The following is a 26,746-nucleotide window of genomic DNA, read 5'->3' on the forward strand; positions in this document are numbered from 1 at the left end:
AGGAACGCATGAGCATCACCGACACCGTCATCCCCGATCGCCCGCGCACGCTGGCCGAGAAGGTGTGGGACGACCACCTCGTCGTCAAGGGCGAGGACGGCCAGCCCGACCTCATCTACATCGACCTCCACCTCGTGCACGAGGTCACGAGCCCGCAGGCGTTCGACGGCCTCCGCGCCGAGGGGAGGCCGCTGCGCCGCCTCGACCTGACGATCGCGACGGAGGATCACAACACCCCGACGCTCGACATCGACAAGCCGATCGCCGACCTCACGAGCCGCACCCAGATCGAGACCCTGCGTCGCAACGCCGAGGAGTTCGGCGTGCGCCTGCATTCGCTGGGCGACGCCGAGCAGGGCATCGTCCACGTGGTCGGCCCGCAGCTGGGCCTCACCATGCCGGGCATCACGGTCGTGTGCGGCGACAGCCACACGTCCACGCACGGCGCGTTCGGCGCCATGGCCTTCGGCATCGGCACGAGCGAGGTCGAGCACGTCATGGCCACGCAGACGCTGCCGCTCAAGCCCTTCAAGACCATGGCCATCACGGTCGAGGGCGAGCTGAAGCCGGGCGTCACGGCGAAGGACATCATCCTCGCCGTCATCGCGAAGATCGGCACGGGCGGCGGGCAGGGCTACGTGCTCGAGTACCGCGGCAGCGCCATCCGCTCGCTCTCCATGGAGGGCCGCATGACGATCTGCAACATGTCGATCGAGGCGGGCGCCCGCGCCGGGATGGTCGCGCCGGACGACACGACGTTCGCCTACCTCGAGGGCCGGCCGCACGCGCCGAAGGGCGAGGACTGGGACGCCGCCGTCGCGTACTGGCGGACGCTCCCGACCGACGAGGGAGCGGTGTTCGACGCCGAGGTGCTCATCGACGCCGACGAACTGGAGCCGTTCGTGACGTGGGGGACGAACCCCGGACAAGGGGTCTCGCTCAGCGACGTCGTGCCGTCGTCCACCGACTTCGACGACCCCAACGAGCGCGCCGCCGCGGAGCGCGCGCTGGAGTACATGGACCTCGTGCCCGGAACGCCGCTGAAGGACGTCGCCGTGGACGCCGTCTTCATGGGGTCGTGCACCAACAGCCGGATCGAGGACCTGCGCGCCTTCGCATCGATCATCCAGGGGCGCACGAAGGCGGACGGGGTCCGCGTCATGGTCGTGCCGGGGTCGGCCAGGGTGCGCCTGCAGGCCGAGGCCGAGGGCATCGACAAGATCGTCACGGACTTCGGAGCCGAGTGGCGCTTCGCCGGATGCTCGATGTGCCTCGGGATGAACCCCGACCAGCTCGCGCCGGGCGAACGCTGCGCGTCGACGTCGAACCGCAACTTCGAGGGCAGGCAGGGCAAGGGCGGGCGCACGCACCTCGTGTCGCCGCTCGTCGCCGCCGCGACCGCCGTGCGCGGAACCCTGTCCAGCCCGTCCGATCTCGAGCCCGCCGCCGCCCTGGCCGTCTGAGGAGCACCGTCATGGAGAAGTTCACGACCCACACGGGCATCGCCGCGCCGCTGAAGCGCTCGAACGTCGACACCGACCAGATCATCCCCGCGGTGTTCCTCAAGCGCGTCACGAAGACCGGGTTCGACGACGCCCTCTTCCACGGCTGGCGTCAGGACCCGGAGTTCGTGCTCAACCAGCCCGCCTACCAGGGTGCGTCGATCCTCGTCGCCGGCCCCGACTTCGGGACGGGCTCGAGCCGCGAGCACGCCGTCTGGGCGCTGCGCGACTTCGGCTTCAAAGTCGTCCTCAGCCCGCGGTTCGCCGACATCTTCCGCGGCAACTCCGGCAAGCAGGGGCTCGTCGCCGGCGTCATCTCGGAGGTTGACGCGAAGCGCTTCTGGGCCGCCATCGAGGCCCAGCCCGGCGCGTCGATGACGGTCGACCTGGTCGAGCGAACCGCCGTACTCGGCGACTTCACGGCCGCCTTCGACATCGACGATTACACTAGGTGGCGGCTCCTCGAGGGGCTCGATGACATCGGGCTCACCCTCCGCAACGAAGAGAAGATCGCGGAGTTCGAGGCCCGCCGCGAGGCGTGGCGGCCGCGGACGATCCCCGTTCCGTGAGCCAGGGGCTCGGGGCCCCGACAAGCCGGCGGAGAACCCGCCTGAACGGTAGTGAGGCCACCAGCACATGACTCTCCTGGGCGACGAGAAGGTCGCGGACGCATCGGCGTCGCGCGGCGAGGTGATCGAGATCCGCGGCGGACGCCCGCTGCGCGGTCAGGTCGACGTGCGCGGGGCCAAGAACCTCGCGACGAAGGCGATGGTCGCCTCCCTGCTCGGCGAGACGCCGAGCATCCTCCGTGACGTGCCGGACATCCGCGACGTCGAGGTGGTGCGCTCGCTGCTCGAGGTGCACGGCGTCGCCGTCACGGAGGGCGACGAGCCCGGCTCGCTCGTGCTCGACCCGAGTGAGGCGAAGTCGGCGAACTTCGAGGAGATCGACGCGCACGCCGGGTCGTCGCGCATCCCGATCCTCTTCTGCGGTCCGCTGCTGCACCTGCTCGGCCAGGCGTTCATCCCCGACCTCGGCGGCTGCCGCATCGGCGACCGCCCGATCGACTTCCATCTCGACGCGCTCCGTGCCTTCGGCGCCGTCGTCGACAAGCAGCCGAACGGCATCCGGCTGTCGGCCCCCGGGGGACTCCACGGCGCCGACATCGAGCTGCCCTACCCGAGCGTCGGGGCGACCGAGCAGGTCCTCCTGACCGCGGTCCGCGCGGAGGGCGTCACGGAGCTCCGCAACGCCGCCATCGAGCCCGAGATCATGGACCTCATCGGCGTGCTGCAGAAGATGGGCGCCATCATCTCGTACGAGCCGAACCGCGTCATCTTCATCGAGGGAGTGCGCGAGCTGCGCGGCTACGACCACCGCTCGCTCTTCGACCGCAACGAGGCCGCATCGTGGGCGGCCGCGGCCCTCGCGACCGACGGCGACATCTTCGTCAAGGGCGCGCGCCAGTACGAGATGCTCACGTTCCTCAACGTCTACCGGAAGGTCGGCGGCGATTTCGACATCACCGACGACGGCATCCGGTTCCGGCGCGGCTCGGCGCCCCTCAAGGCCGTCACGGTCGAGACCGACGTGCATCCCGGCTTCATGACCGACTGGCAGCAGCCGCTCATCGTCGCCCTCACGCAGGCGCACGGCACGAGCGTCGTGCACGAGACCGTGTACGAGAACCGCTTCGGGTTCATCGCGGCGCTCAACCAGATGGGCGCCGACATCGTCGTGCACCCGCGCGGTCTGGACGGCCCCTACCGCCGTGTTCCGCGTCGCGAGCTCGAGCAGGCGGCCGTCATCACGGGACCCACCCCGCTGCACGGCGCCGACATCGTCGTGCCCGACCTGCGCGGCGGCTACAGCCACGTCATCGCCGCCCTGGCGGCCGAGGGCACGTCGCGCGTGTCCGGTGTCGGCATCATCCGCCGCGGGTACGAGAAGTTCTTCGAGAAGCTCACTGCGCTCGGAGCCGACTTCGACGTCGTGGGATGACGGTGGGCGCCTCCTCCTCTCCGGAGAAGTCGCGTCCGAGCATCTTCTGGCTGCTCGCCGCCATCATCGTGCCGCTCGTCGGCATCGTCGCGCGCATCGACATCCGCGACCGCGAGAAGCTGCCGGCCGACGGGGCGTTCGTCCTCGCTCCGAACCACCACAGCGAGATCGACCCCCTCATCGTGGCCGTGGCGACCTGGCGGATGGGGCGCGCTCCGCGCTTCCTCGCGAAGGAGAGCCTCTTCCGCGTGCCCGTGCTCGGTGCAGCGCTGCGGGCGACCGGGATGGTCCCCGTCGCCCGATCCCGCGGAGCCGCGGCACAGGCCCTCGCGCAGGCGAAGGAGCTCGCGGCGAAGCGCAACGGCGTCATCGTGTACCCGGAGGGCACACTCACACGCGACCCAGCCCTGTGGCCCATGCGCGGGAAGTCGGGCGCCGTGCGGCTCGCGCTCGCGGGCGATCTGCCGCTCATCCCCATGGCGCAGTGGGGCGCGCAGGCCCTCATGCCGCGCTACGGAAAGCTGTCGCTCTTCCCTCCGCGCAAGCCCATGACGGTCGTCGTCGGCGATGCCGTCGACCTCTCCGATCTGCGCGGCCGCACCGATCAGGCGGCGATCTCGGAGGGAACCGACCGCCTCATGGCCGCGATCACCGGGCTGCTCGAGCAGCTGCGCGGCGAGACCGCGCCCCCCGAGCGCTGGGACCCGTCGCAGCACGGCCAGACCGAGACGGGCAAGCTGTGATCCCGGAGCGCGTGGTCGTCATCGGCGCGGGCAGCTGGGGGACGACGTTCGGCAAGATCCTGGCGGACGGCGGCGCGCAGGTGACCATGTGGGCGCGACGTCCCGAGCTCGCGCAGGAGATCGACCAGGCCAAGCGCAACTCGCAGTACCTGTCCGGCATCAACCTGCCGCGGTCGATCCGCGCCACGCACGTGCTGCAGAAGGCTCTCGAGGGCGCCGAGCAGGTGTACCTGTCCGTTCCGAGCAAGTCGGCGCGCGACACCCTCAAGCAGCTTCGCCCGCTGATCGGGAACGCCGACGTGCCGGTCGTCAGCCTCATGAAGGGCGTCGAGAAGAGGTCGGGACTGCGGATGAGCCAGGTCGTCGAGCAGGCGCTCGACTGCGACCCCGCCCGCATCGCCGTCGCGAGCGGACCCAACCTCGCCCTCGAGATCGCGAGGGAGCAGCCGACGGCCGCCGTGATCTCCTCGTCGAGCCAGGAGACGGCCGACCGCATCGCGCGCACGGCGCGCAATCGCTACTTCCGCAGCTTCGTCAACACGGACGTCATCGGCACCGAGTTCGGCGGCGTCCTCAAGAACCTCATCGCGGTCGCGATCGGCATCGTCGACGGCGTCGGCTACGGCGAGAACACGAAGGCGTCGATCATCACGCGCGGACTCGTCGAGATGACCGACTTCGCGGTCGCCTACGGCGCGCAGCCCGCGACCATGCAGGGTCTCGCCGGCCTCGGCGACCTCATCGCGACATGCCAGTCGCCCCTCAGCCGCAACAACACGGCCGGCCGGCTCCTCGGCCAGGGCTACACCTTCCAGGACGTCGTGAAGCAGATGGAGCAGACGGCCGAGGGCCTCGGCTCCGTCGCGCCCATCCTCAAGCTCGCGAAGGCGAAGGGCGTCGAGATGCCCATCGTCGAGCAGGTGAAGATGGTGCTCGACGGCACGCTCGCGCCGCGCGACATCGCGCCGCATCTCACGACAGACGACGACACCCCCCAGGGGGAGAGGACGACGAATGACGACGGCGACAGTGGCGGTGCTCTTCGGCGGGCGCTCCAGCGAGCACTCCATCTCGTCCGCGACGGCGGGCGGCGTGCTGGGGGCGATCGACCGTGACCGCTACCGCGTGATCCCGATCGGCATCACGCGCGACGGCGTCTTCGTCCTCGAGGACGACGACCCCGGCAAGTTCCGGCTCGACGCGGCGAAGCTCCCCGAGGTCGTCGACAACGGCACGCGCATCGTGTGGCCGACGGCGGGCGGCGACCGCACCCTGCGTGTCGTCGACGCCGACGGCACCGAGCGGGAGCTCGGCGTGGTCGACGCCGTCCTGCCCATCCTGCACGGCGTGCACGGCGAGGACGGCACCATGCAGGGCTTCCTCGACATCCTCGAGCTGCCCTACGCAGGCGGCGGCGTACTCGACTCGGCGCTCTGCATGGACAAGCACTTCATGAAGATCGCGCTGCAGGCGGCGGGCGTGCCCGTCGCGCCGTGGACGACCGTCCGCCAGCAGCGCTGGGAGCGCGCGGCGGACGAGGTGCGCGCGGAGGCCGAGGCCCTCGGATACCCGCTGTTCGTCAAGCCCGCCCGTGCGGGTTCGAGCGTGGGCGTCTCGAAGGCGCACGACGCGTCCGAGCTCGACGAGGCCATGCGCGTCGCGTTCGCCGAGGACGACAAGGTGCTCGTCGAGGTGGGCATCGTCGGCCGCGAGATCGAGGTCGCCATGCTCGAGGGACGCGACGGGGCGCCCGCCCGCGCGTCGCTGCCGGGCGAGATCGTGCTCACGACGCGCGACTTCTACGACTTCGAGGGGAAGTACCTCGGAGGAGAGGGCGTCGACGTCGTGTGCCCCGCGGCCCTCTCGGACGAGGAGATCGCGGCCATCCGCGACGTCGGCGTCCGCGCCTTCGAGGCGGTCGACGGCCGCGGCCTCGCCCGCGTCGACGTGTTCCTCACGCCCGAGGGCGACATCGTCGTGAACGAGCTCAACACGATGCCGGGGTTCACCCCGATCTCGATGTTCCCGAAGTGCTGGATCGCGTCGGGGATGACCTACTCGGAGCTGATCACCGAGCTCGTGGAGCTGGGGATGGCGCGCGCGGCCTGATCAGTCGCCCGCGTCGCCCGTCGTGGGCGCGTCGGTCGCCTCCGGCTCCGCCACGTCGGGATCGGTGCACTGGGCGGTGCGGGGAAGGGACTGCACGGCGGAGCCGAGCGCCGACCCGGCCAGGACGCTGTCGGCCGTGACCACCTCGGTGTTCACGTAGACCTGCACGGCCGGCTCCCTGCCGTAGGTCGTCATGCGGAGGTTGGGCCGGTCGGTCTCGTCGACGATCCAGTCGACGCCGTCGATCGTCACGCACTGCTGCGTGGTCGGCGCCGGCGCGTCGAACCCGCACGAGAGGATGACGGCCGTGCCGGCGTCGTCGCCCCACGCGGCCGTCGCCTGCGCGTCGGTCCACCGGCGCTCGAGCCCCGACACGGAGTCGGGCATCCGCACCGACACGTCGGCGCAGAGGGGGTCGCCCGCGTCGGGAGCCGCCTCGAGGTGGACCGTGGGCGTGCAGCCCGCGAGGAGCGAGGCCGCGAGGACGGCGAGCACGGGGACGGCGGCGAGACGGCGGGGCACCCGTCCAGCCTAGGCTCGCCGCCCCTGGGCGTTCGCCTACGCTGGACGGATGCATGCTGATCCGACCGTGGGCGAGCTGAGCGAGGGCGCCATCCTGCGGCGGATCCTCTCCCGCACGGGGCGCGCCACGGCCGCCATCCTCGGCCCGGGAGACGACGCCGCGGTCGTCGCGGCTCCCTCCGGCTCGGTGGTCGCGACGACCGACACCCTCGTGCACGGACCCGACTTCCGTCTCGCGTGGACGAGCGGGCGCGACCTCGGCTGGAAGGCGGCGGCCGTGAACCTCGCCGATGTGGCGGCCATGGGCGCGCGTCCGACGGCGCTCCTCGTCGCCCTCGCCATGCCGGAGGGCACCCGCATCTCGTTCGTGGAGGCGCTCGCTGACGGGCTCCGCGAGGCGTGCGACGCCCTCGCGCCGGGCTGCGCCGTCGTCGGCGGCGATCTCACGGTGAGCGACGTGCTCACGGTCGCCGTGACCGCGCTCGGCGACCTCGAGGGCCGCGCCCCCGTCACGCGCTCGGGCGCGAGACCGGGCGACGTCGTCGCGGTGGCTGGCGAGCTGGGTCATGCCGATGCGGGTCTCGCCGTGCTGTTCGGCAGGTTCCGCGATGCGGACGGGACGCCCCTGCCGGTCGACGACGCCGCGCTGCGCCCCGGCGATCTCGCGGCGCTCGCGGCCCAGCTGCGCCCGGCGCCTCCCGTGGGCCTCGGCCCGTTCGCGGCACTCGCCGGCGCGACCGCCATGATGGACGTCTCGGACGGGCTCGCGCTCGACGCGGGGCGGATGGCCGACGCCTCGCGGGCATCGCTCGACTTCGCGTCGGCCGCGCTCGGCGCGGACCCCGCGCGGGCGCTGGCGGGCGGTGAGGACCACGCCCTGCTCGCGACGTTCCCGGATGCGGACCTGCCCGCCGGCTTCCGCGAGGTGGGGCGCGTCATCGAGCGCGGCCCCGCGGCCGTGCTCGTGGACGGCGCGCCCTACGAGGGCCGGGCCGGCTGGGACCCCTATCGCGACTGGGACGCCGCGACCGGCTGAGCGCTCAGCCCGCCGGCTCTCCCCACCACAGCGTCGTGTCGCCGTAGGCGCGGTCGCGCCATGCGGCGAGCCCCGCCGCCGCCCAGTCGGGAGCGCCGGAGCGCGTCGCCCGCTCCACGACGACGAGGCCGTCTGGAGCGATCAGCGGGGCGAGGAGGGCGAGGTCCTCCGACAGCTCGGCGTCCGGGAGCTCGTAGGGGGGATCGAGCAGCGCGATGTCGATGCCGGGAGCCGCCGATCGGAGGTACGTGCGCACCGCGACGGGATGCACGCGCACGCGCGGCGCATCCGCCCCCATCGCCCGGCGCACGGTGTCGGCGTTGCGCTTCGCGATCGCGGCGGCGGGCTTCGAGCGCTCGACGAGGTCGACCGCCGCCGCTCCCCGGCTCGCGCATTCGAGGCCCAGCGCGCCCGATCCGGCGTAGAGGTCGACGACGTCGGCGCCCGGCAGGAGCCCGGTGTCCTCGAGGGACGCGAAGAGCGACTCGCGCACGCGCTCGCTCGTGGGGCGCGTGCCGGAGCGGGGCACGTCGAGGCGCGCGCCGCCCGCCCGTCCCGCGATGATCCTCGTCACCCCGCCACGATACCGGCCGCCTGTCGGAGCCTCCTCCTAGACTCGTCCCATGCCGCACACGCTCGACTCCGCGCTCTCCGAGGCCGTGGGGGCGACGCACGCCGCCGCGCTCTCGCGCGCGTTCGGGATGGCGACGGTGGGCGACCTCCTCGCGCATTACCCGCGGCGCTACATGAGCCGCGGCGACCTCACGCCGATCGCGGGTCTCCCGCTCGGCGAGGCCGTGACGATCGTCGCCGAGGTGCTCCGCGTGCAGTCCCGCCCCATGCGCAGCCGCGGGGGGCGCCTGCTCGAGGTGATCATCGGCGACGGCTTCGGAGAGATGTCGCTGACCTTCTTCAACCAGGACTGGCGCCAGGGAGAGCTGCGCCGCGGCCGACGCGGCGTGTTCTCGGGCAAGGTGGGGGAGTACCGCGGCGGCCTCCAGTTCTCGCACCCGTCGTACGAGCTGTTCGAGGACGACGACGACACCGCAGATCGCGCGATCGAGTTCGCGAGCCGGCTCATCCCCGTCTACCCCGCGACCGCGACCGTCACGAGCATGCAGGTCGAGAAGCTCGTCGCAGCCTGCCTCGACGCCCTCGGAGAGGTGCCGGAGCCGCTGCCCGCCGACCTGCGCGACCGCGAGAAGCTCATGGGGGCGCGCGACGCACTGGAGGGCGTGCACCGCCCGGCCAACGAGGCCCACGCGTACGCCGCGCGCAAGGTGCTCCGCTGGCACGAGGCACTCGTCCTCCAGACCGCGCTCGCGCAGCAGCGGCAGTTCGTGCGCCATCTGGCCGCGGCGCGGCGGGAGGCGAGCCCCGGAGGACTGCTCGAGCGGTTCGACGCCGCACTGCCGTTCGCGCTCACCCCCGACCAGGAGACGACGGGAGCGCACATCGCCGCCGACCTCGTCGCGGGATGGCCGATGAACCGGCTCGTGCAGGGAGAGGTCGGCTCCGGCAAGACGCTCGTGGCGCTGCGCGCCATGCTGCAGGTCGCGGAGTCGGGAGGGCAGGCCGCGCTCATCGCGCCCACCGAGGTGCTCGCGGCGCAGCACCTCCGCTCCATCGCCCGCATGCTCGGGCCCCGGCTCGCGCCCGAGCTCATGCCCACCCTGCTCACGGGCCAGATGCCCGCGGCGGCGCGGCGTCGCGCCGCCCTCCACGTCGCGTCGGGTCAGGCGCGCATCGTCGTCGGCACGCACGCGCTGCTGAGCGAGAACACGACGTTCGCCGACCTCGGCCTCGTGGTCGTCGACGAGCAGCATCGGTTCGGCGTGGAGCAGCGCGAGACGCTGCGCGCGAAGGGGACGAGCCCGCACGCCCTCGTGCTGACGGCCACGCCCATCCCGCGGACCGTCGCGATGACGGTGTTCGGCGATCTCGACGTGTCGACCATCCGCACGATGCCCGCCGGTCGCGCCGGGATCGAGACGTACGTGGCACCGGTCGCGGAGCGGCCACGGTGGTTCGAGCGGGTCTGGGAGCGCGCGGCGGAGGAGGTCGGCAAGGGGCACCAGGTGTTCGTCGTGTGCCCGGCGATCGACGTCTCCGCGAAGGGCAAGGCCGCCGTCGAGGACGACGCGCCGGAGGCCGAGGACGGCGATTCGCGCGGGCCCCGATGGGGCGTCGCGCAGGTCGCCGAGCTGCTCGGGGGCCATCCGTCGCTCGGTCGGATGCGACTGGCGACGCTGCACGGGCGCATGCCGGGCGACGAGAAGGACCGCGTCATGCAGGAGTTCGCGGCCGGTCGGCTCGACGTGCTCATCGCCACGACCGTCATCGAGGTCGGCGTCGACGTCCCCAACGCCTCGACGATGGTCATCCTGGACGCCGACCGCTTCGGCGTGTCTCAGCTGCATCAGCTCCGCGGCCGCGTGGGCCGCGGGGGCGTGCCCGGCCTCTGCCTGCTCGTCACGGAGGCGAGGGAGGGCAGCGACGCGCGCGCCCGCGTCGACGCCGTCGCGGCGACGCTCGACGGGTTCGCGCTCGCGGAGGCCGATCTGGAGCTGCGCGGCGAGGGCGACGTGCTGGGCGATGCCCAGTCGGGCGTGCGCTCCTCGCTGCGCCTGCTGCGGGTCATCAAGGACGCGACGCTCATCGCACAGGCGCGGACCGAGGCCGACCGCGTGCTCGACGACGACCCGCTGCTCGACCGCCATCCCGGTCTCGCCGAGGCGCTGGCGCGACGGGTCACGCAGGTCGAGCGCGCCGCCCTGGCCAAGAGCTGACGCTCGCTAGGCTGGCCGCATGAGCAACCGGATCGCCGTCGTCCCGGGTTCCTTCGACCCGCCCACCCTCGGCCACCTGGACGTCATCCGCCGCGCTGCGTCGCTGTACGACGAGCTGCACGTGCTCGTGGTGCACAACCCCGACAAGGAGGGGATGCTGCCGATCGCCCTGCGGCTGCAGCTCCTCGAGCAGTCGGTCGCGGAGGCGGGCATCGGCGGCCGGGTGATCGTCGGCTCGTGGAGCGTCGGCCTGCTCGTCGACTACGCGCAGGAGGTCGGAGCCGGCGTCCTCGTCAAGGGCATCCGCTCGCAGGGCGACGTCGCCTACGAGACGCCCATGGCCGTCGTGAACAACCACCTCGCCGGCGTCGAGACGGTCTTCCTCCTCGCGGATCCCGCGCACTCCGTGGTGTCGAGCTCGCTCGTGCGGCAGGTGGCCGGGCTCGGGGGAGACGTGTCGCCGTACGTCCCGGCACCCGTGGCGCGCTACCTCGAGAGCGCGACCTCCCGCGAGTTCTGACGCGCGGCGCCGCGCGGCCCGCGCGGCGGGTCGCGACGGTAGGCTGGGTCCTTGTGAGAACGCGTCATAACGGGCCCTTCGTGCTGCCCGTCCGCGATATCGTCCGCAAGCCCGGGGAGATGCGGGAGCACTCGCTCGTCATCCCGGCGCCCGATCAGTGGGGCGAGGGGATCGTGTCCGTCCCGAAGGGGAAGGAGCTCGACCTCGAGGTCCGGCTCGAGTCCGTGCACGAGGGCATCCTCGTCACGGGCGACGTCGAGACGGAGTACGAGGGGGAGTGCGGGCGCTGCCTGCGAGAGATCGTCCAGCCTGTCGAAGTCGAGTTCCAGGAGCTTTTCGAGTACCCTGGAGGGGAAACCACTGACTTCGAGGTTCAAGACGACCACGTGGATCTTGAAACTCTGGTCAGGGATGCGGTCGTTTTGTCGCTTCCGTTTCAGCCGGTGTGCCAGCCGGATTGCCCCGGTCTTGATCCGGCCACGGGTGAGCGTCTGGCCCCGGGCACTGGTTCTCCGCAGCAGGAGCCCCTCGATCCGCGATGGGCTGCGCTCCGGGAACTCACCGACCAGGATGGATCGGCGGACACCGCCGCCCCGAACACAGAAGAGAGCTAGTCATGGCAGGTAACCCCCCGAAGCGGAAGGTCTCCCGCTCCAACACCCGCTCGCGCCGCGCGCAGTGGAAGGCGGAGGCGCCCGCCCTCGTCAAGACGGTGGAGAACGGCAAGGTCGTCTACAGCCGTCCGCACCAGGCCAAGGTCGTCACCGACTCGCAGGGCACCGAGCTGTTCCTCGAGTACAAGGGCCGCAAGGTCGCCGACGTCTGATCGTCGGAAACGTACTTCCGTGGCGCACCAGCGGCCACTGACCGAGAAGCTCGGCGTCGAGATCGACGCCGAGCTTCTTGGTTTGGCCCTCACCCATCGCTCCTACGCCTACGAGCACGGCGGCATCCCGCACAACGAGCGGCTCGAGTTCCTCGGTGACTCCGTGCTGGGGCTCGCCGTGACGACGATGCTCTACGCGCGTCATCCCGAGCTCGACGAGGGGGCGCTCGCGAAGCGCCGTGCCAGCGTCGTGTCGACCGTCGCCCTGGCCGAGGTGGCGCGCGGCATCGGCCTCGGTGCGCACATCCGGCTCGGGCGCGGCGAGGAGCAGACCGGCGGCCGCGACAAGGACTCCATCCTCGCGGACGCGACGGAGGCCGTGTTCGGCGCGGCCTACCTCTCCGCGGGTCCCGAGGAGGCCGCGGCGCTCGTGCTGCGCCTCATCGAGCCCCTTCTCGCCGACCCCGAGCGCTACGGCGCGGCCGTCGACCCGAAGACGAGCCTGCAGGAGCTGTCCGCGCGGCTCGGCAGGGGCGCGCCCTCCTACACCGTGACGGCGTCGGGTCCCGACCACGACAAGCGCTTCACGGCCACCGTGATCGTCGGCGACCACGCCTCGACGGGCGAGGGCACCAGCAAGAAGCAGGCGGAGATGGCGGCGGCGCTGACGGCGTGGCACGCGCTGTCCGACCGCGGCGTCGATGCCTGAGCTGCCCGAGGTCGAGGTCGTCCGTGCGGGCCTCGAGCCCGCCGTCGCCGGCGCGGCCGTTGTCGCCGTCGAGGTGCTCGATCCGCGCGCCCTCACACGGCACCCGGGAACGGCGGCCGACTTCGAGGGACGGCTCGAGGGGCGCGCGATCGCCGCCGCGGTGCGTCGCGGGAAGTTCCTGTGGCTGCCGCTCGACGACGGTGCGGACGAGGCGATCGTCGGGCACCTGGGGATGAGCGGGCAGCTGCTGCTGCGCTCCGTCGATGCGCCCCGCGAGCGTCACGAGCGCATCCGGATGGTCGTCGACCATCCGTCGCACGGCGAGCTCGCCGTCGTGTTCGCCGACCAGCGCACCTTCGGCTCGCTCGCCGTCGACGCCCTCGTTCCGACGGGTGACGGCGCGGCGGGCGGACGGGGGAGCGCGGCGCCCGTCGTCGCGTCGCAGGCCGCGCACATCGCCCGCGACCCGCTCGATCCGGCATTCCGGCCCGACGCCTTCGTCGGGGCGCTCGCGCGCAGCCGATCCGCCGTCAAGCGCGTGCTGCTCGATCAGGCGGTCGTGAGCGGCATCGGCAACATCTATGCCGACGAGGCGCTGTGGGCGGCGCGCGTCCATCCGGAGACGCCGGCGTCCGCCGTGTCGACGCGCACGGCGAACCGGCTGCTCGCCGAGGTGCGCGCCGTGCTGCAGAAGGCCCTCGCCGAAGGGGGCACGAGCTTCGACGCCCAGTACGTGAACGTCAACGGGCAGGCGGGCTACTTCGCGCACTCGCTCCACGCGTACGGACGCCAGGGGCAGCCCTGCGACCGGTGCGGCCGGCCGCTGGTTCGCGAGGCGTTCGCCAACCGTGGCAGTCACTACTGCCCTCGCTGCCAGCGACGTCAGTGATGTGCTTCATCCGGTCACGAGTTAAGCGTATTCACTTAATTGCGGCATGGATTCAGTGATATGCTTCATCGCATGACGGTGGCAGTGATCGCGGACATCATCTCCTCGCGCGAGGCGGCGTCACGAGACGAGGTGCAGCGCGCCATCGAGGCGGCCGTGATCGAGGTCGACCGCACCTACCCGTGGGCGCTGCAGGCCTGGTATCCGACCGTCGGCGACGAGTTCCAGGCCGTCTTCCGCACCGTCGACGACGCGCTGCTCTCGACCCTCTACTTCCAGCTCGCGCTGCCGAAGGGCGTCGCGTGCCGTTTCGGGATCGGGCTCGGCGGCATCGCCCGCGTCCAGTCGCGGCTGTCGGAGGGCATCCAGGACGGCCCCGGCTGGTGGGCCGCCCGAGCCGCCGTCGAGCGCGCACGCGACCTCGAGCGCACCCGCGCCCCCTTCGCGCGCTCATGGTTCGTCGTCGACGAGGACTCCGCTCCGCACGAGATCGCCCAGGAGGGGCCCGTCAACGCCTACCTGATGGCGCGCGACCAGCTCGTGTCCGACTTCACCCCCCGCGTGCGCCGTTCGCTCTTCCTCCGCTGGTGCGGCTATCCGCAGAAGACGATCGCCGAGATGGAGGGGGTCTCGCCGTCCGCGGTCTCGCAGGCGCTCAACCGGCCAGCGTCGATGGCCCTGAGGGTCGGCGCGGAGGCGCTCGAGCTCGGCGTGCGCGCCCGTCGCGTCTTCCCCGACGCGCGCTAGAGCCGACGCCGGTCAGGGGCGGGAGGCCCGTGCGCGGCGGGCGAGGGCCAGGGCGTCGCGAGCCACCTGCGCCGACGAGTCGGCGTCGCGCAGCCACAGCGGAACCGCCGCGGTCGCGATGCCGAGGGCCTCGACGCGCGCGACGGATGCGGCGTCCTCGAGACCGACCATCCACGCGTCGAGCAGCCCGCCCGATGCGCGGGCGCCGTAGTGCTGTGCGACGGCGGCGGCATCCGTCTCGACCCCGATGGCGGCCAGACACGCATCCGCCATCCCGCGCACGACGGCCCCGCCGATGACGCCCGAGACGCCGACGACGGGCGCCGGGGATGCCGCGACCGCCTCGCGCATGCCCGGCACGGCGAGGACGGGGCCCACCGACACGACCGGGTTCGAGGGCGCGACGAGCACGACGTCGGCTCGCGCGACCGCCTCGAGCGCGCCCGCGGACGGACGCGCCAGGGCGATGCCCTCCTGCTCGAAGGCGCGGGCGGGCAGAGCGGCGCGATGGCGCACCCACCACTCCTGGAAGTGCATGCGCCCGCCGTCGTCGACGAGGACATGGGTGTCGATCTCGTCGTCGGTCGCGGGATGGAGGGTGACGCCGAGATCCCATCGCGCCCCCAGCCGCGCGTACACCTCCGACACGGTCGCGCCCGCGCGGAGCCAGGCCGTCCGGGCGATATGAGTGCCGAGGTCGAGGTCCCCGAGCGTGAACCAGTCGGGCGCGACCCCCCACTCCGCGAGCTCCGCCGAGACGCGTTCGGACTCGCCGGACCGTCCCCAGCCGCGCGCGCGGTCGTTGACCCCGGCGAGCGCGTACAGCAGGCTGTCGTGGTCCGGCGCGATCCGCAGGCCGGACACCCACCAGTCGTCGGCCGTGTTGACGACCACGTCGATGCGGGCGTCGGGCTCCTCGCGGCGCACGTGCTCCCGCAGCCCCGCGACGAAGCGGGCGCAGCCGACGCCGCCCCCGATGACCGTGTAGCGCATCCGTCCACGGTACCGGGGGCGGCGGCGGGGCCGTCACTCCAGGGTCTTCTCCCACGCCGCCGCGTACGCGGCGGGGCGGAATCCGACGGCCTCGTTGACGTCGAGCATGTAGCGATTCTCCTCGGCGTTGAACGTCGACACGCACGGCGACTCTGGTGCCACCTCGCGCCACCGCTGCAGCCCCACGCACTTCACGATCGCACCGAGGCGGCGCCCTCTGTGCTCCGGCATGACGAGCGTCCCCCACTGGGACGTGGGTCGGCTGCGGTCGACGCCGACCTGCAGCTCGTTGAACGCCGCGACCTCGCCCGTCGGCTCGTGCACGACGAGCGTCACGCCGAGCAGCTGGCCTGCTTCCGCGAGCCGGCGGTCGCGTACGGCGAGGCGCTCGGCGTCCCACGACGACTCCTCGATCGACAGCTCGCCGGCGGGCACGTCGGTGGACATCCGCGCGATCGCCCGCGCGTAGCCGTCGGCGTGCTCGGCCGGGGTGGCGCCCGCCCACCACACGACGCGGTAGTCGGAACCCGCGCGCGCCTGCGCGTCGGCGAGGAGGGCGTCGACCGCGTCGAACGAGCCGTGCAGATCGAACACGCTGTTGCGCTCCACCTGGCCCAGCGCGTAGCCCGCGCGCTGCATGCGCCGTGCAGACGGGTCGGCCGCGGGGATGGCGCCGGCGCCCGTCGGTGGGACGAGGACGTCGTCGCCGACGGCGGTCGGGCGGTGGATGGTCCACCCCTGGAGGACGGAGCGCCCCCGGTCGCGGGCGACCGCCTCCACGGCCGCGAGCAGGGCGTCTCCCACGCCGGAGTCCTCCTCGTCCGCCTCGACGGAGACCTCGACCTCCGCGGAGCGCGTCGTCGTGGTGTCCTCCGACAGCGAGGCGGTGCCCACCACGACATCGCCACGACGGGCGAGGAGCCCGTGGTGGGTGCGGTAGCGCCGTTCCTGCCAGCGGCTCAGCAGCTCGGCCGGGTCGTCGTCGTGCAGATCGGTGCCGGAGTCCCGACGCCAGGACGCGTTGGCGATGCGGGCGAGCGCGAGGAAGCCGGCGGCGTCGTCGGCGTCGAGCGATGCGGGGACGACGAGGGGGTCGATCGTCCAGTCCATGGGGATGCCTCTCTGTGCGGGGTGCCCCGCGGAGCGGTCGGCTCCGCGGGGCGGGGTGGGTCGGCGGGCGCTCATCGGATGAACGGGGTGCCGTGCAGCAGGTGCGCGCGGGCGACCGCGAGCTCGTGCTCGCGGCGGGCCGCCTCGGCGGTGCGCAGCCGCTCGTGGTGTGCGCGCGCCCGCTCCTGCGCGTCGGCGGGACGGGTGCCCCACAGCAGCAGTCGCAGGCCGATGCGCATGGCGAGGCGATCGGCCGCGCTCGTCCGCGGGGTGCGCTCGGGGATGACCGAGAGCTCCGTGGCGAGGCGGGAGACCGCCTGCGGTTGGGGCGGATGGGGACGGGACAGGTGAATCGTGTTCACGGTGCTTCCTTCGTGAGGGAGAGGTGTTCCGATGCGGAACGGGAGACGACCCCGGGTGGCCGGATGGCGATGCCGGGGACGGCGGGGGCGCGGCCGGGGTGACCGGCCGGGCGGTGTGCCGAGCGGGGGGGCTCAGGCGCGGGGACGGGACGCGGTCCCGTCAGGACGGACCTGTCCCGAGACGGAGGAAGGGGTCCGGTGCGGCCGCGCTACGACTGACGTCGTGCGGTGCCGATCGCGATCCAGCTCCCGAGACGGAGCCCTGCCCCATGAGCGGGGACGGAGGCCGTGCGGGCGATGAACGCGTCTGGCGTGTTCGTTGTGGTATCCATGTCGGCCTCCTCCTCTCGGACCTCATGCGGGCGGTGCGCCCGGGGTGATCGTGTGCGGTCAGCCACATTACGCATGCTTCACAGCGCACGTCAAGCGGATTCCCAGTCTGCTCCGCGCCGAGCCGCCTGCGATGACGGGTCGTGCGGGTGCCTTCCGGTACCGTGAGACGCGGAATCACGCGGATCGACGGCAGGACGGAGGGCGGCGCCGGTGCACCTGAAGAGCCTCACGCTCAAGGGCTTCAAGTCCTTCGCGCAGCCGACCACGTTCGCGCTCGAACCGGGTGTCACCGCGATCGTCGGCCCCAACGGCTCGGGCAAGTCGAACGTCGTGGACGGACTCGCGTGGGTGATGGGCGAGCAGGGGGCGAAGACGCTCCGCGGCGGGAAGATGGAGGATGTCATCTTCGCCGGCACCGCCACGCGGGGGCCGCTCGGGCGTGCGGAGGTGCAGCTCACGATCGACAACGCCGACGGCGCGCTCCCGATCGAGTACACCGAGGTGACGATCAGCCGCACGCTCTTCCGCAGCGGGCAGAGCGAGTACGCGATCAACGGCGAATCGTGCCGGCTGCTCGACGTGCAGGAGCTGCTGAGCGATTCGGGGCTCGGGCGCGAGATGCACGTCATCGTCGGGCAGGGGCGTCTGGACAGCGTGTTGCAGGCCACCCCGGAGGAGCGCCGCGGCTTCGTCGAGGAGGCGGCAGGCATCCTCAAGCACCGTCGGCGCAAGGAGAAGACGGTCCGCAAGCTCGACGCGATGGAGCAGAACCTCCAGCGGCTGAGCGATCTCGCCGGCGAGATCCGGCGACAGCTGAAGCCGCTGGGCCGTCAGGCCGAGATCGCCCGCGAGGCGCAGACGATCGCGGCGCTCGTGCGCGACGCGAAGGCGCGCCTGTACGCCGACGACGTCGTGCAGCTGCGCGAGACGCTCGCGGCGCACGCGCGCGACGAGCACGAGCGCCATGCCGAGCGGATGGTCCTCCAGGAGCAGTCGGACCGGGTGAAGGCGCGCATCTCCGAGCTCGAGCGTGAGCAGAACGCGGAGGCCGTGGACGAGGCGCGTCGCGTGCTCTTCGGCCTCGAGCAGGTCCAGGAGCGGCTGCGCGGACTCTTCACGCTCGCCAACCAGCGTCTGTCGCTCCTGAGTGCCGACGACGACGAGGCGGCGCATCGCGTCACCGTCACGCAGGCAGCCGTCGACGACGCGCGTGCCGAGGCGGTCGCGATCTCCGACGGCATCGGCGGCGCGCAGGACGCCGCCCAGCAGGCCGCGCGTCGCGTCGCGGCCGCGCGCGCCGACCTGGACGCGCTCGACGTCGAGATCGCCGAGCAGAGCGCGCTCGTCTCCGCCCACGACATGCGCCTCACGACGCTGCGTGCCGCGACGGACGCGGCGCAGCAGACGCTGGCCGCGGTGCGCGGCGGCGTCCTCCGCCAGCAGAACGCCCTCGACGCCGCGGAGGCCCGCCGCATCGAGGCGGCCGACGCCGTCGCCCAGCTCGAGGACATCGCCGCGACGGAGGGCGAGGCCGCCGATCTGCAGGCGGCGTACGAGACCGCGCAGCGGGAGGCGGCGGACGCCGAGGCGGCACTCGAGTCGCTGCGCGAGGCGCACCGCGCCGCCGAGCGCGAGGCGGACGGCCTCGCGGCGAAGGCCGCGGCGCTCGGAAGCGCGCTCGACGTGCGCGGAGGCGCGGCGGAGATCATCGCGCGCGGAGGAGACGGCGTGCGGGGGCTCGTGGGCGACAGCGTGCAGGTGCGCGGGGGCTTCGAGGCCGCCATCGCCGCCGTCCTCGGCACCCAGGCGGAGGGCGTGCTCGTCGACGACACGGCCGCGGCGCACCGCATCGCGGCCGAGGCGGAGGAGGCGGGCGTCGTCGACATCGTCATCGCCGAGGCGCCGGTGGCCGCGCGCCCTCCCGCGCCGCCCGGGGCCGTCTCCGCCCTCGATGTCGTCACGGGCCCCGACGGCGTCCGCGGCGTGCTCGCCCGGGTCGTGATCGTCGACGACCTCGCCGCCGCGCGCGCCGTCTTCGCCGCGGAGCCCGAGCTCGACCTCGTCGCCGTGACGCGCACGGGGGAGGTGGCGACGGCGCACACGCTGCGGGCGGGGACGGGCGGCGAGCGCTCCCGCCTCGAGCTGCAGGCCGAGCGCGACGCCGCGGTCGAGCGCCTCGTGGAGGTGCGGGCCTCCGTCGACTCGCGCGCAGCAGAACGGGCCGAGGCGGACGAGCGGCTGCGGACGGCGCGCCGCGTCTCGAAGGAGCGGCTCCACGAGCTCCGCACCCACGATGCGCAACTCGCCCAGCACGCCGAGCAGGTGAACCGGATCACCGTGCGCCACGAGGCCGTGGTCGCGGAGTGCGATCGCCTGCGTGCCGGCCTGGTGCAGGCGCAGTCGGCCGTGGCCGACGCCGAGGCCGACGCGCGCACGGCCGCCCAAGCGTTCGAGGCGGCGGCGTCGCAGCCGCGGCCCGTGCTCGACGCCTCGGCGCGGGAAGGGCTGCTGGCCGCGGTGGAGAGCGCGCGCGAGAGCGAGATGGCCGCCCGCCTCGAGGTGGAGACGCTGCGCGAGCGCGTCCGCGCCGCGTCGGCGCGCGCCGACGAGCTGGAGCGGCAGCGCGAGCGCGAGCGCGAATCAGCGGAGCGCGCCGCCCGCAGGGCCGTCGTGCGGCGTGCGCAGCGCGAGATCGCGCAGGGGGTCGCCGATGAGGTGCCCGCCGTGCTCGACGCGGCGGCGCGGTCGGTCGCGGAGGCGCGCATCGCGCTGGCGGAGGCGGAGAGCGCGCGATCGGCCGTCACCGAGGAGCTGCGCGCGCTGCGCGCCGACGAGGCGCGCCTGCGCGACCGGCTCTCCGGGCTCACCGAGAGCGTGCACGGGCTCGAGCTGCAGATCCACGAGAAGAAGCTGCATCTGACGAGCCTCCTCGAGCGCGTCGCGAGCGAGCTCGGTCTCGGCGAGGAGATCCTGGTGGCCGAGTACGGGCCGACCCAGCCGGCGCCCCGCGATCCCGGCGCGGCGCCGGACCACGACGAGCCGTCGACCATCCCCTACGACCGCCGCATGCAGGAACGGCGCCTGCGCGAGGCGGAGCGGAAGCTCGCCCAGCTGGGACGCGTGAACCCCCTCGCCCTGGAGGAGTTCGCCGCCCTCGAACAGCGCCACCGCTTCCTCACCGAGCAGCTCGACGACCTCGTCCAGACGCGCAAGGACCTGGTGACGATCATCGCCGATCTCGACGAGCGCATGCAGACGATCTTCGCGGCGGCGTTCGAGGACACCCGGACCGCCTTCCACGAGGTGTTCCCGATCCTCTTCCCCGGTGGGAAGGGCGACATCGCGCTCACCGACCCCGACGACATGCTGACGACGGGGATCGAGGTCACGGTGCGCCCCGTCGGCAAGAAGATCGAGCGGCTCTCGCTGCTCTCGGGAGGCGAGCGCTCGCTCGCGGCGGTCGCGCTGCTGACCGCGATCTTCAAGGCGCGTCCGAGCCCGTTCTACATCCTCGACGAGGTCGAGGCTGCGCTCGACGACGCCAACCTCGGGCGCCTGCTGGGCGTGTTCGAGCAGCTGCGCGCGTCGAGCCAGCTCCTCGTCATCACCCATCAGAAGCGCACCATGGAGATCGCCGACGCCCTGTACGGCGTCTCCATGCGCCAGGACGGGGTGTCGGCCGTGGTCGGGCAGCGGGTCGGCGACAGGGCGGCATCGTGACGGCCGTCGACTCCTTGGCGCGTCTCGCACCGGAGCTTCGTCGCCGCCCCGATGTCGAGGCCCCGGACCTCGTCGCGGCGGACGCGAGCGACCGGCTCATCCTCGCCGAGGCGGGGGAGCCGGGGTCGGACGTCGTCGTCATCGGCGACCGCTACGGTGCGCTCGCGCTGTCGCTGCTCGACGCGCATCCCGCGACGCGCGTCCGGCTGCACCAGGACGCGCTCACGGGCGAGCGCGCCCTCGCGGAGAACGCCCGCGAGACGGGCGTCGACCTCTCGGGGCTGGAGCGGCACGACCTCGACGCCGACCTCCTCGTCGGCGCGCGCCTCGTCCTGCTCCAGCTGCCGCGGGCGCTCGACGCGCTCGACGAGATCGCCGAGCTCGTCGCCGCGAACGCGGCCGACGACGTCCGCGTCGTCGCGGGCGGCCGCGTGAAGCACATGACCCTCGGAATGAACGACGTGCTGGCGCGTCACTTCTCCGACGTCTCCGCGAGCCGTGCCGCGGGCAAATCGCGCGTGCTGAGGGCGGCGGGGCCGCGTCGCGGCGGCGCCGCCCGCTGGCCGAGACGCGTGCGGCACGACGACCTCGGACTCACCGTGTGCGCCCACGGCGCCGCGTTCGCCGGGGCGTCGATCGACATCGGCACGCGGTTCCTCCTCGGCTTCCTCGGCGAGCTGCCCGCCGCAGAGCGGGCGATCGACCTCGGGTGCGGGACGGGCGTGCTCGCGACGTCGTTCGCGCTCGCGCACCCGCAGGCGCGGATCGTCGCGACCGACCAGTCCGCCGCCGCCGTGGCGTCGGCGTCGGCCACCGTCCGCGCCAACGGCGTCGCCGACCGGGTGTCGGTGGTGCGCGACGACGGCCTCGGGTCCTGCGACGACGCGTCTGCCGACCTCGTCCTGCTCAACCCGCCCTTCCACTCCGGCGCGGCCGTCACCGACCGCATCGCCCCGCGTCTGTTCGCGGACGCGGCGCGCGTGCTGCGTGAGGGCGGCGAGCTGTGGTGCGTGTGGAACTCGCACCTGGCCTATCGCGGCGCCCTCGAGCGGATCGTGGGTCCGACCCGGCAGATCGGGCGGAACAGCAGGTTCACGGTGACCGCCTCGACGCGCCGCTGATCCGTCGCGCGGCCCCGCGCGAACTAGGCTGGAGGCATGGCGGAGAAGTGGTCACTCGGGCGCGCGCTGCGCGGGATGTTCGTCAAGCCCACGATCGACGAGGGCACCTGGGACGACCTCGAGACGGCCCTCCTCACGGCCGACTTCGGCCCCGACATCACCGAGCGCATCGTCGACGAGCTTCGCGACAAGGTCGACCGCTATCGGACGACCGATCCGCGCGACCTCCAGCGCATGCTGAAGGAGACGCTGGAAGAGCACTTCGCGCGCTTCGACACGACGCTGAAGCTCACCGAGCGCCCCGCCGTCGTCCTCGTCGTGGGCGTCAACGGCGTCGGGAAGACGACGACGATCGGGAAGTTCGCGCACTTCCTGCGGCGATACGACCGCAGCGTCATCGTGGGGGCCGCCGACACGTTCCGCGCCGCGGCGGTCGACCAGCTCGCGACGTGGGCGGAGCGCGGCGGCGCCCGCATCGTGCGCCCGGAGCGCGAGGGGCAGGACCCGGCATCCGTCGCCTTCCAGACGATCGACGAGGCGAAGCGCACCGGGACCGAGATCGTGCTCGTCGACACGGCCGGCCGCCTCCACACGAAGGGCGGCCTCATGGACGAGCTGACGAAGATCCGGCGCGTGATCGAGAAGCAGGCTCCCATCAGCGAGGTGCTGCTCGTGCTCGACGCGACGACGGGGCAGAACGGGGTCATGCAGGCCCAGGCGTTCCTCGAGCACGCGGGTGTGACGGGGCTCGTCCTCACCAAGCTCGACGGCTCGGCGAAGGGCGGCTTCGTGCTCGCCGTGCAGGAGCGCACCGGCATCCCCGTCAAGCTGCTCGGCCAGGGCGAGGGGATCGGAGACCTCACGGGCTTCACCCCGCATGTCTTCGCCGCGTCGCTTGTCGACTGACCTCGCGAATGGAAGAGTGGCCCCATGGCGATCGAACACGACTTCTTCGGCCTGCTGGAGTCCGGCCCTGACGGCTCGATCTTCTGGTCCGAGAACGTCGAGCTCGGCGATCAGACGGTGTCGGTCGACCTGACGGCGCCCGATCAGGAGGACGTGTCGCAGGACGCGCTCGACGCCGCCGCGGCGATCGTCTCGTCGCTCGAGGAGATCGACCGCCGCAGCCGCGTGGCCATGCTCGGCGAGGTGGACAACAGGGCGAGCGAGGTCACCGAGTACATCCTCATGCAGCAGGAGACCCTGGGGGACGGGCTCGAGGAGTTCCTCGTGGACGTCTCCGGCGATGCGGCGGTCGACATCATCCGCTCGCTCAACCTCATGAGCATGACGATCCTCGCCGACGAGCACGGCGGCGGTGATCCGTTCGCGGTGCTCGAGTACGCGCTCGACCCCGATGCGACCGACGACGTCCTGCTCGTGAACCTCACGAGCGACGGTGCCGTGCACTCCGTCACGAGCGCCGAATAGCGCTCATCGCGCCGCGATCAGCTCGCGCGTGAAGGGATGGGACGGCGCGGCGTAGACCGCCTCCGTGGGGCCCTCCTCGACGATCCTCCCCGACTGCATGACGGCGACCCGGTCGGCCATCGTGCGCACGACCGCCAGGTCGTGCGAGATGAACACGACGCCGAGCCCCTCGTCGCGCTGCAGTCCGCGCAGGAGGTCGAGGACGCCCGCCTGGGTCGTGACGTCGAGCGCCGAGACGGGCTCGTCGCACACCAGCACGTCGGGGCGGCCCGCGAGAGCGCGGGCGATCGCGACGCGCTGGCGCTGTCCGCCCGAGAGGGACGCCGGGCGCCGCGCGAGGACGTCGCGGGGGAGCCCGACGCGTGCGAGCAGCGCATCGGGGGCCGGTGCGCCGTCTCGGTGCGACAGGCGCAGGATGCGGGCCACGTCGTGCCGCGGATCGAACGAGCCGAGCGGATCCTGCGGCACGAGCCGCACGCACGGAACGGGGGACCCGTGCCGGACGGAGCCGGCGTCCGGCCGTTCCGCGCCGAGGAGGAGGCGCGCGAGCGTCGACTTGCCCGATCCCGACTCGCCCACGATGCCGATCGTCTCGCCGGCCCGGACATCGAGGTCGACGCCGTCGACGGCCGTCACGGTGCCCGCGACGGAGGAGTAGCGCCGCACGAGCGCCCTCGCCTCGAGGAGCGTGCGTCCCGGTTCGGCCGGCGGCCCCGGGCGCGGGCCGGACGGTCGCGCCGCGAGGAGGGCGGCGGTCGTCGGATGGCGCGGCGCGGCGAGGAGGGCCGCGGTCGTCGCCGTCTCCACGACGCGCCCCGCGTCGAGCACCGCGACACGGTCGGCGATGCGCGCCACCGCACCGAGGTCGTGGGTGACGAGCAGGATGGCCGCGCCCTCGTCGCGCAGCCGCCCGAGCAGGTCGAGGACGCGGACGGCCGTGGTGGCGTCGAGCGCCGTGGTCGGCTCGTCCGCGACGAGGACGGGCGCGCCCGCGACGATCGCCGAGGCGATGAGCGCGCGCTGGCGCATCCCGCCCGAGAGCTCTCCCGAACGCTGCCGCAGGCGCGCCCCCGCGTCCGTCAGCCCCGCCTGCTCGAGCGCCGAGATCACGCGGCGCCGCCGTTCGGGGCGCGGCACGCGCCGGACGGCGAGCGCCTCTCCCACCTCCGCCTCGATCGTGCGGAGCGGGTCGAGCGACTGCAGCGCGTCCTGGAGCACGAGTGCGACGTCGGCGCCGCGCCGTGCGCGCCATCCGCGCCGACCGGCCCGTCGCATGTCGACGCCGCCGAGCGAGAGCGCGTCGGCGGACACGCGCGCCAGCGGGTCGTCCTGTGTCAGGCCCAGGAGCGTGCGGGCGAGGACGGACTTGCCGGCGCCCGATCCGCCGACGACGGCGAGCACCTCGCCGGCGGCCAGGGACAGGTCGACGCCATGCAGCACCTCGCCCGCACGCGGCAGGGAGACGCGGAGCCCGGCGACCTCGAGGCGGCTCATCGGACGGCACCGATGCGGCGGCCGAGCACGGTGAGCACGACGGCGGTCCCGACGATCGCGAGGCCGGGGAAGACCGTGAGCCACCACGCGTAGGAGATGTAGACGCGCCCGGCGTCGAGCATGGCGCCCCACTCCGGCGACGGCGGCGGAGTGCCGAGCCCGAGGAAGCTGAGCGCCGACACCCAGACGATCGCCTGGCCGATGCCGAGCGTCGCCGTGGCGACGAGCGGCCACAGCGTGTTGGGCGCGATGTGGCGGGCGAACAGCGCCGCGCCGCCCACGCCCTCCGACCGCGCGTAGGCGACGTAGTCGCTGCGGGCCACGGAGCGCACGCGGCTGCGGAGGATCCGCGCGTAGCCGGGAGCGGTCGCAAGGCCGATGGCGAGCACCGAGCTCTCCGTGCCGGGGCCGAGGACCGCGACGAGGAGCAGGGCGAGGACGAGCGTCGGCAGGGCGAAGAGGACCTCGACGACGCGGCCGAGAGCCGCCTCGAGCCAGCGCGGGCCGAGACCCGCCGTGAAGCCGATGACGAGGCCGAGCCCGATCCCCACGGCCGTCGCCGCCAGGCCGATGCCGGCGGAGGCGGCCGCGCCGTGCACGATGCGCGTGAGCACGTCGCGCCCCGACTCGTCGGTGCCGAGCGGATGCGCCGCCGACGGCGGCGTGAACGCGGAGGCGGGCTCGATCGCGAGCGGGTCGCCCGGAGCCAGCAGCCAGGGCGCCGCGACCGCTGCGCCGAGCACGGCGAGAGCCGCCGTCGCAGCCGCCCCGGGCCATCCGAGCCGGCGGAGCGCGTTCACGAGCCGACCGCCACGTCGGGCGTGCGGACGGCGCCGGGGCGCGCACCGCGCAGCCGCGGATCGACGAGGAGCTCCGCGGCGTCGGCGATCACGATCACGGCGACGTAGAGCAGGGCGACGACCGATACCGCACCCACGACGACCGGCACGTCGCGGACGAGCGCGGCTTCCTGCAGCAGGCGTCCGAGGCCCGGGCGCGCGAACAGCACCTCGACGACGACCGCTCCGCTGAGGAGATTGCCGAAGGCCCAGCCCGACAGGGCCAGCGCCGGAAGGCTCGCATGCCGGAGCGTGTGCCGCAGGAGCACCCGGACGTCGGACGCACCGCGCGAGCGCGCCGACGTCGCGAACGGAGACTCCTCCGCCTCGTGCAGCGCGTCTCGGGACACCTGCGCCAGGAATCCCGCGATCGGCACGGCGAGCGTCACGACCGGGAGGACGAGCGCTGCGGGGTCGCTGCCCGCGCTCGTGGCGGGGAGCACCCCGAGCGTCGTGGCGAACACGAGGATGAGCACGGCGCCGAGCCAGAACTGCGGCACGACGGTGGCGGTGACCTCGACGGCCCGCAGCACGGCGTCGACGGCACGGCCCGCGATGCCGCGCGAGGTCGTCGCGACGACCGCGCCGACGACCGCGAGCGCCCACGCGAGGACGAGGGCGAGCAGGGCGAGCAGCAACGTCGACGGCAGCTGCTGGCCGATCAGCTCGGCGACGGGCTGGTGTCGCGCGTACGAGTCGCCCAGCTGCAGCGTCGCGACACGCCACAGCTGCAGGGCGTACTGCACGACGAGCGGTTGATCGAGGCCGTACGCGCGCTCGGCCGCGGCGACGGCGTCCGGCCCCGCCTGGGAGCCCGGCCCGCCGAGGATCGCCTCGAGCGGGTCGCCCGTCGCGCGCAGCGCGAAGAACACCACCGTGGCCGTGATGCCCACGACGAGGATCGCCCGCCCGATCCGCTCCGCGATCCAGCGCAGCGCCGCCATCCGGTC

Annotated in this window: 27 protein-coding genes; 18 read left to right on the top strand and 9 right to left on the bottom strand. The window is 73.2% G+C overall.

Annotation, left to right across the window (positions count from 1 at the left end; genetic code table 11):
• The first annotated feature begins 8 nt into the window (after positions 1-8).
• From leuC to ACWGPF_RS04345, 6 genes are all read left to right on the top strand, one after another.
• Complete coding sequence (gene leuC / locus ACWGPF_RS04320; protein WP_452331652.1) at positions 9-1,463, top strand: 3-isopropylmalate dehydratase large subunit; 1,455 nt, start codon at positions 9-11, stop codon at positions 1,461-1,463.
• An 11-nt stretch (positions 1,464-1,474) separates the two neighbouring features.
• Complete coding sequence (gene leuD, locus ACWGPF_RS04325; protein WP_452331653.1) at positions 1,475-2,071, top strand: 3-isopropylmalate dehydratase small subunit; 597 nt, start codon at positions 1,475-1,477, stop codon at positions 2,069-2,071.
• 67 nt (positions 2,072-2,138) lie between these two features.
• Positions 2,139-3,503, top strand: a complete 1,365-nt coding sequence (gene murA, locus ACWGPF_RS04330) for a UDP-N-acetylglucosamine 1-carboxyvinyltransferase (protein ID WP_452331654.1) — start codon at positions 2,139-2,141, stop codon at positions 3,501-3,503.
• A complete protein-coding gene (locus tag ACWGPF_RS04335; RefSeq protein ID WP_452331655.1) occupies positions 3,500-4,246 on the top strand; it encodes a lysophospholipid acyltransferase family protein in 747 nt (248 codons plus the stop codon). The genes murA and ACWGPF_RS04335 overlap by 4 nt, the downstream gene beginning before the upstream one ends.
• Entirely contained in the window at positions 4,246-5,361 is a 1,116-nt protein-coding gene (locus ACWGPF_RS04340) for an NAD(P)H-dependent glycerol-3-phosphate dehydrogenase (RefSeq protein ID WP_452331690.1), read from the top strand. The genes ACWGPF_RS04335 and ACWGPF_RS04340 overlap by 1 nt, the downstream gene beginning before the upstream one ends.
• Complete coding sequence (locus ACWGPF_RS04345; protein WP_452331656.1) at positions 5,261-6,355, top strand: D-alanine--D-alanine ligase family protein; 1,095 nt, start codon at positions 5,261-5,263, stop codon at positions 6,353-6,355. The genes ACWGPF_RS04340 and ACWGPF_RS04345 overlap by 101 nt, the downstream gene beginning before the upstream one ends.
• Here the strand turns inward: ACWGPF_RS04345 and ACWGPF_RS04350 are convergent, their stop codons facing one another.
• Positions 6,356-6,877, bottom strand: a complete 522-nt coding sequence (locus ACWGPF_RS04350; protein ID WP_452331657.1) for a DUF3515 family protein — start codon at positions 6,875-6,877, stop codon at positions 6,356-6,358.
• A gap of 49 nt (positions 6,878-6,926) precedes the next feature.
• On the opposite strand from ACWGPF_RS04350, the gene thiL reads away from it, so the two are divergent.
• Positions 6,927-7,913 (top strand): thiamine-phosphate kinase, encoded by a 987-nt coding sequence (thiL, locus tag ACWGPF_RS04355; protein ID WP_452331658.1) that lies wholly within the window; start codon positions 6,927-6,929, stop codon positions 7,911-7,913.
• A gap of 4 nt (positions 7,914-7,917) precedes the next feature.
• Here the strand turns inward: thiL and ACWGPF_RS04360 are convergent, their stop codons facing one another.
• Positions 7,918-8,487 (bottom strand): RsmD family RNA methyltransferase, encoded by a 570-nt coding sequence (locus tag ACWGPF_RS04360; protein ID WP_452331659.1) that lies wholly within the window; start codon positions 8,485-8,487, stop codon positions 7,918-7,920.
• Between the two features lie 49 nt (positions 8,488-8,536).
• Between ACWGPF_RS04360 and ACWGPF_RS04365 the strand changes: the two genes are divergently transcribed.
• From ACWGPF_RS04365 to ACWGPF_RS04395, 7 genes are all read left to right on the top strand, one after another.
• Positions 8,537-10,702: an ATP-dependent DNA helicase RecG gene (locus tag ACWGPF_RS04365; RefSeq protein ID WP_452331660.1), complete on the top strand. Its 2,166-nt coding sequence runs from the start codon at positions 8,537-8,539 to the stop codon at positions 10,700-10,702.
• A gap of 19 nt (positions 10,703-10,721) precedes the next feature.
• Entirely contained in the window at positions 10,722-11,222 is a 501-nt protein-coding gene (coaD, locus tag ACWGPF_RS04370; RefSeq protein WP_345435274.1) for a pantetheine-phosphate adenylyltransferase, read from the top strand.
• Positions 11,223-11,341: 119 nt separating this feature from the next.
• Complete coding sequence (locus ACWGPF_RS04375; RefSeq protein WP_452331691.1) at positions 11,342-11,836, top strand: YceD family protein; 495 nt, start codon at positions 11,342-11,344, stop codon at positions 11,834-11,836.
• A 2-nt stretch (positions 11,837-11,838) separates the two neighbouring features.
• Complete coding sequence (gene rpmF, locus ACWGPF_RS04380; protein WP_050721097.1) at positions 11,839-12,048, top strand: 50S ribosomal protein L32; 210 nt, start codon at positions 11,839-11,841, stop codon at positions 12,046-12,048.
• A gap of 19 nt (positions 12,049-12,067) precedes the next feature.
• Entirely contained in the window at positions 12,068-12,757 is a 690-nt protein-coding gene (gene rnc / locus ACWGPF_RS04385; protein ID WP_452331661.1) for a ribonuclease III, read from the top strand.
• Positions 12,750-13,646 (top strand): bifunctional DNA-formamidopyrimidine glycosylase/DNA-(apurinic or apyrimidinic site) lyase, encoded by an 897-nt coding sequence (gene mutM, locus ACWGPF_RS04390; protein ID WP_452331662.1) that lies wholly within the window; start codon positions 12,750-12,752, stop codon positions 13,644-13,646. Before rnc ends, mutM begins: the two co-directional genes overlap by 8 nt.
• A 72-nt stretch (positions 13,647-13,718) precedes the next feature.
• Positions 13,719-14,393: a SatD family protein gene (locus ACWGPF_RS04395; RefSeq protein ID WP_452331663.1), complete on the top strand. Its 675-nt coding sequence runs from the start codon at positions 13,719-13,721 to the stop codon at positions 14,391-14,393.
• 12 nt (positions 14,394-14,405) lie between these two features.
• On the opposite strand, the gene cofD is transcribed toward ACWGPF_RS04395, so the two are convergent.
• From cofD to ACWGPF_RS04415, 4 genes are all read right to left on the bottom strand, one after another.
• Positions 14,406-15,386 carry a 2-phospho-L-lactate transferase gene (gene cofD, locus ACWGPF_RS04400; protein WP_452331664.1) on the bottom strand — a complete coding sequence of 327 codons (981 nt, stop codon included), beginning with the start codon at positions 15,384-15,386 and terminating at the stop codon, positions 14,406-14,408.
• A 33-nt stretch (positions 15,387-15,419) separates the two neighbouring features.
• Positions 15,420-16,496 carry a GNAT family N-acetyltransferase gene (locus tag ACWGPF_RS04405; RefSeq protein ID WP_452331665.1) on the bottom strand — a complete coding sequence of 359 codons (1,077 nt, stop codon included), beginning with the start codon at positions 16,494-16,496 and terminating at the stop codon, positions 15,420-15,422.
• A 71-nt stretch (positions 16,497-16,567) separates the two neighbouring features.
• Positions 16,568-16,858, bottom strand: coding sequence for a hypothetical protein (locus ACWGPF_RS04410; RefSeq protein ID WP_452331666.1), 291 nt, complete (start codon positions 16,856-16,858; stop codon positions 16,568-16,570).
• Between the two features lie 209 nt (positions 16,859-17,067).
• Positions 17,068-17,190 carry a hypothetical protein gene (locus tag ACWGPF_RS04415; protein ID WP_452331667.1) on the bottom strand — a complete coding sequence of 41 codons (123 nt, stop codon included), beginning with the start codon at positions 17,188-17,190 and terminating at the stop codon, positions 17,068-17,070.
• A gap of 211 nt (positions 17,191-17,401) precedes the next feature.
• Between ACWGPF_RS04415 and smc the strand changes: the two genes are divergently transcribed.
• From smc to ACWGPF_RS04435, 4 genes are read left to right on the top strand one after another with little or no spacing between them, the layout of a single operon-like run.
• Positions 17,402-20,911: a chromosome segregation protein SMC gene (gene smc / locus ACWGPF_RS04420; RefSeq protein ID WP_452331668.1), complete on the top strand. Its 3,510-nt coding sequence runs from the start codon at positions 17,402-17,404 to the stop codon at positions 20,909-20,911.
• A complete protein-coding gene (locus tag ACWGPF_RS04425; RefSeq protein ID WP_452331669.1) occupies positions 20,908-22,032 on the top strand; it encodes a class I SAM-dependent methyltransferase in 1,125 nt (374 codons plus the stop codon). Before smc ends, ACWGPF_RS04425 begins: the two co-directional genes overlap by 4 nt.
• Positions 22,033-22,068: 36 nt before the next feature.
• On the top strand, positions 22,069-22,938 hold the full coding sequence (ftsY, locus tag ACWGPF_RS04430; protein WP_452331670.1) for a signal recognition particle-docking protein FtsY: 870 nt from the start codon (positions 22,069-22,071) through the stop codon (positions 22,936-22,938).
• Positions 22,939-22,962: 24 nt separating this feature from the next.
• Entirely contained in the window at positions 22,963-23,463 is a 501-nt protein-coding gene (locus tag ACWGPF_RS04435; protein ID WP_452331671.1) for a DUF2004 domain-containing protein, read from the top strand.
• Positions 23,464-23,466: 3 nt separating this feature from the next.
• Here ACWGPF_RS04435 and ACWGPF_RS04440 read toward each other — a convergent pair whose 3' ends face one another.
• From ACWGPF_RS04440 to ACWGPF_RS04450, 3 genes are read right to left on the bottom strand one after another with little or no spacing between them, the layout of a single operon-like run.
• Complete coding sequence (locus ACWGPF_RS04440) at positions 23,467-24,957, bottom strand: ABC transporter ATP-binding protein (RefSeq protein WP_452331672.1); 1,491 nt, start codon at positions 24,955-24,957, stop codon at positions 23,467-23,469.
• The gene (locus tag ACWGPF_RS04445) at positions 24,954-25,757 is read right to left on the bottom strand and encodes an ABC transporter permease (RefSeq protein WP_452331673.1); all 804 of its coding nucleotides are present in this window, start codon (positions 25,755-25,757) and stop codon (positions 24,954-24,956) included. The genes ACWGPF_RS04440 and ACWGPF_RS04445 overlap by 4 nt, the downstream gene beginning before the upstream one ends.
• Entirely contained in the window at positions 25,754-26,740 is a 987-nt protein-coding gene (locus ACWGPF_RS04450) for an ABC transporter permease (protein ID WP_452331674.1), read from the bottom strand. Before ACWGPF_RS04450 ends, ACWGPF_RS04445 begins: the two co-directional genes overlap by 4 nt.
• Between the last annotated feature and the right edge of the window lie 6 nt (positions 26,741-26,746).

The sequence above is a fragment of the Microbacterium sp. NPDC055683 genome (assembly GCF_053617895.1).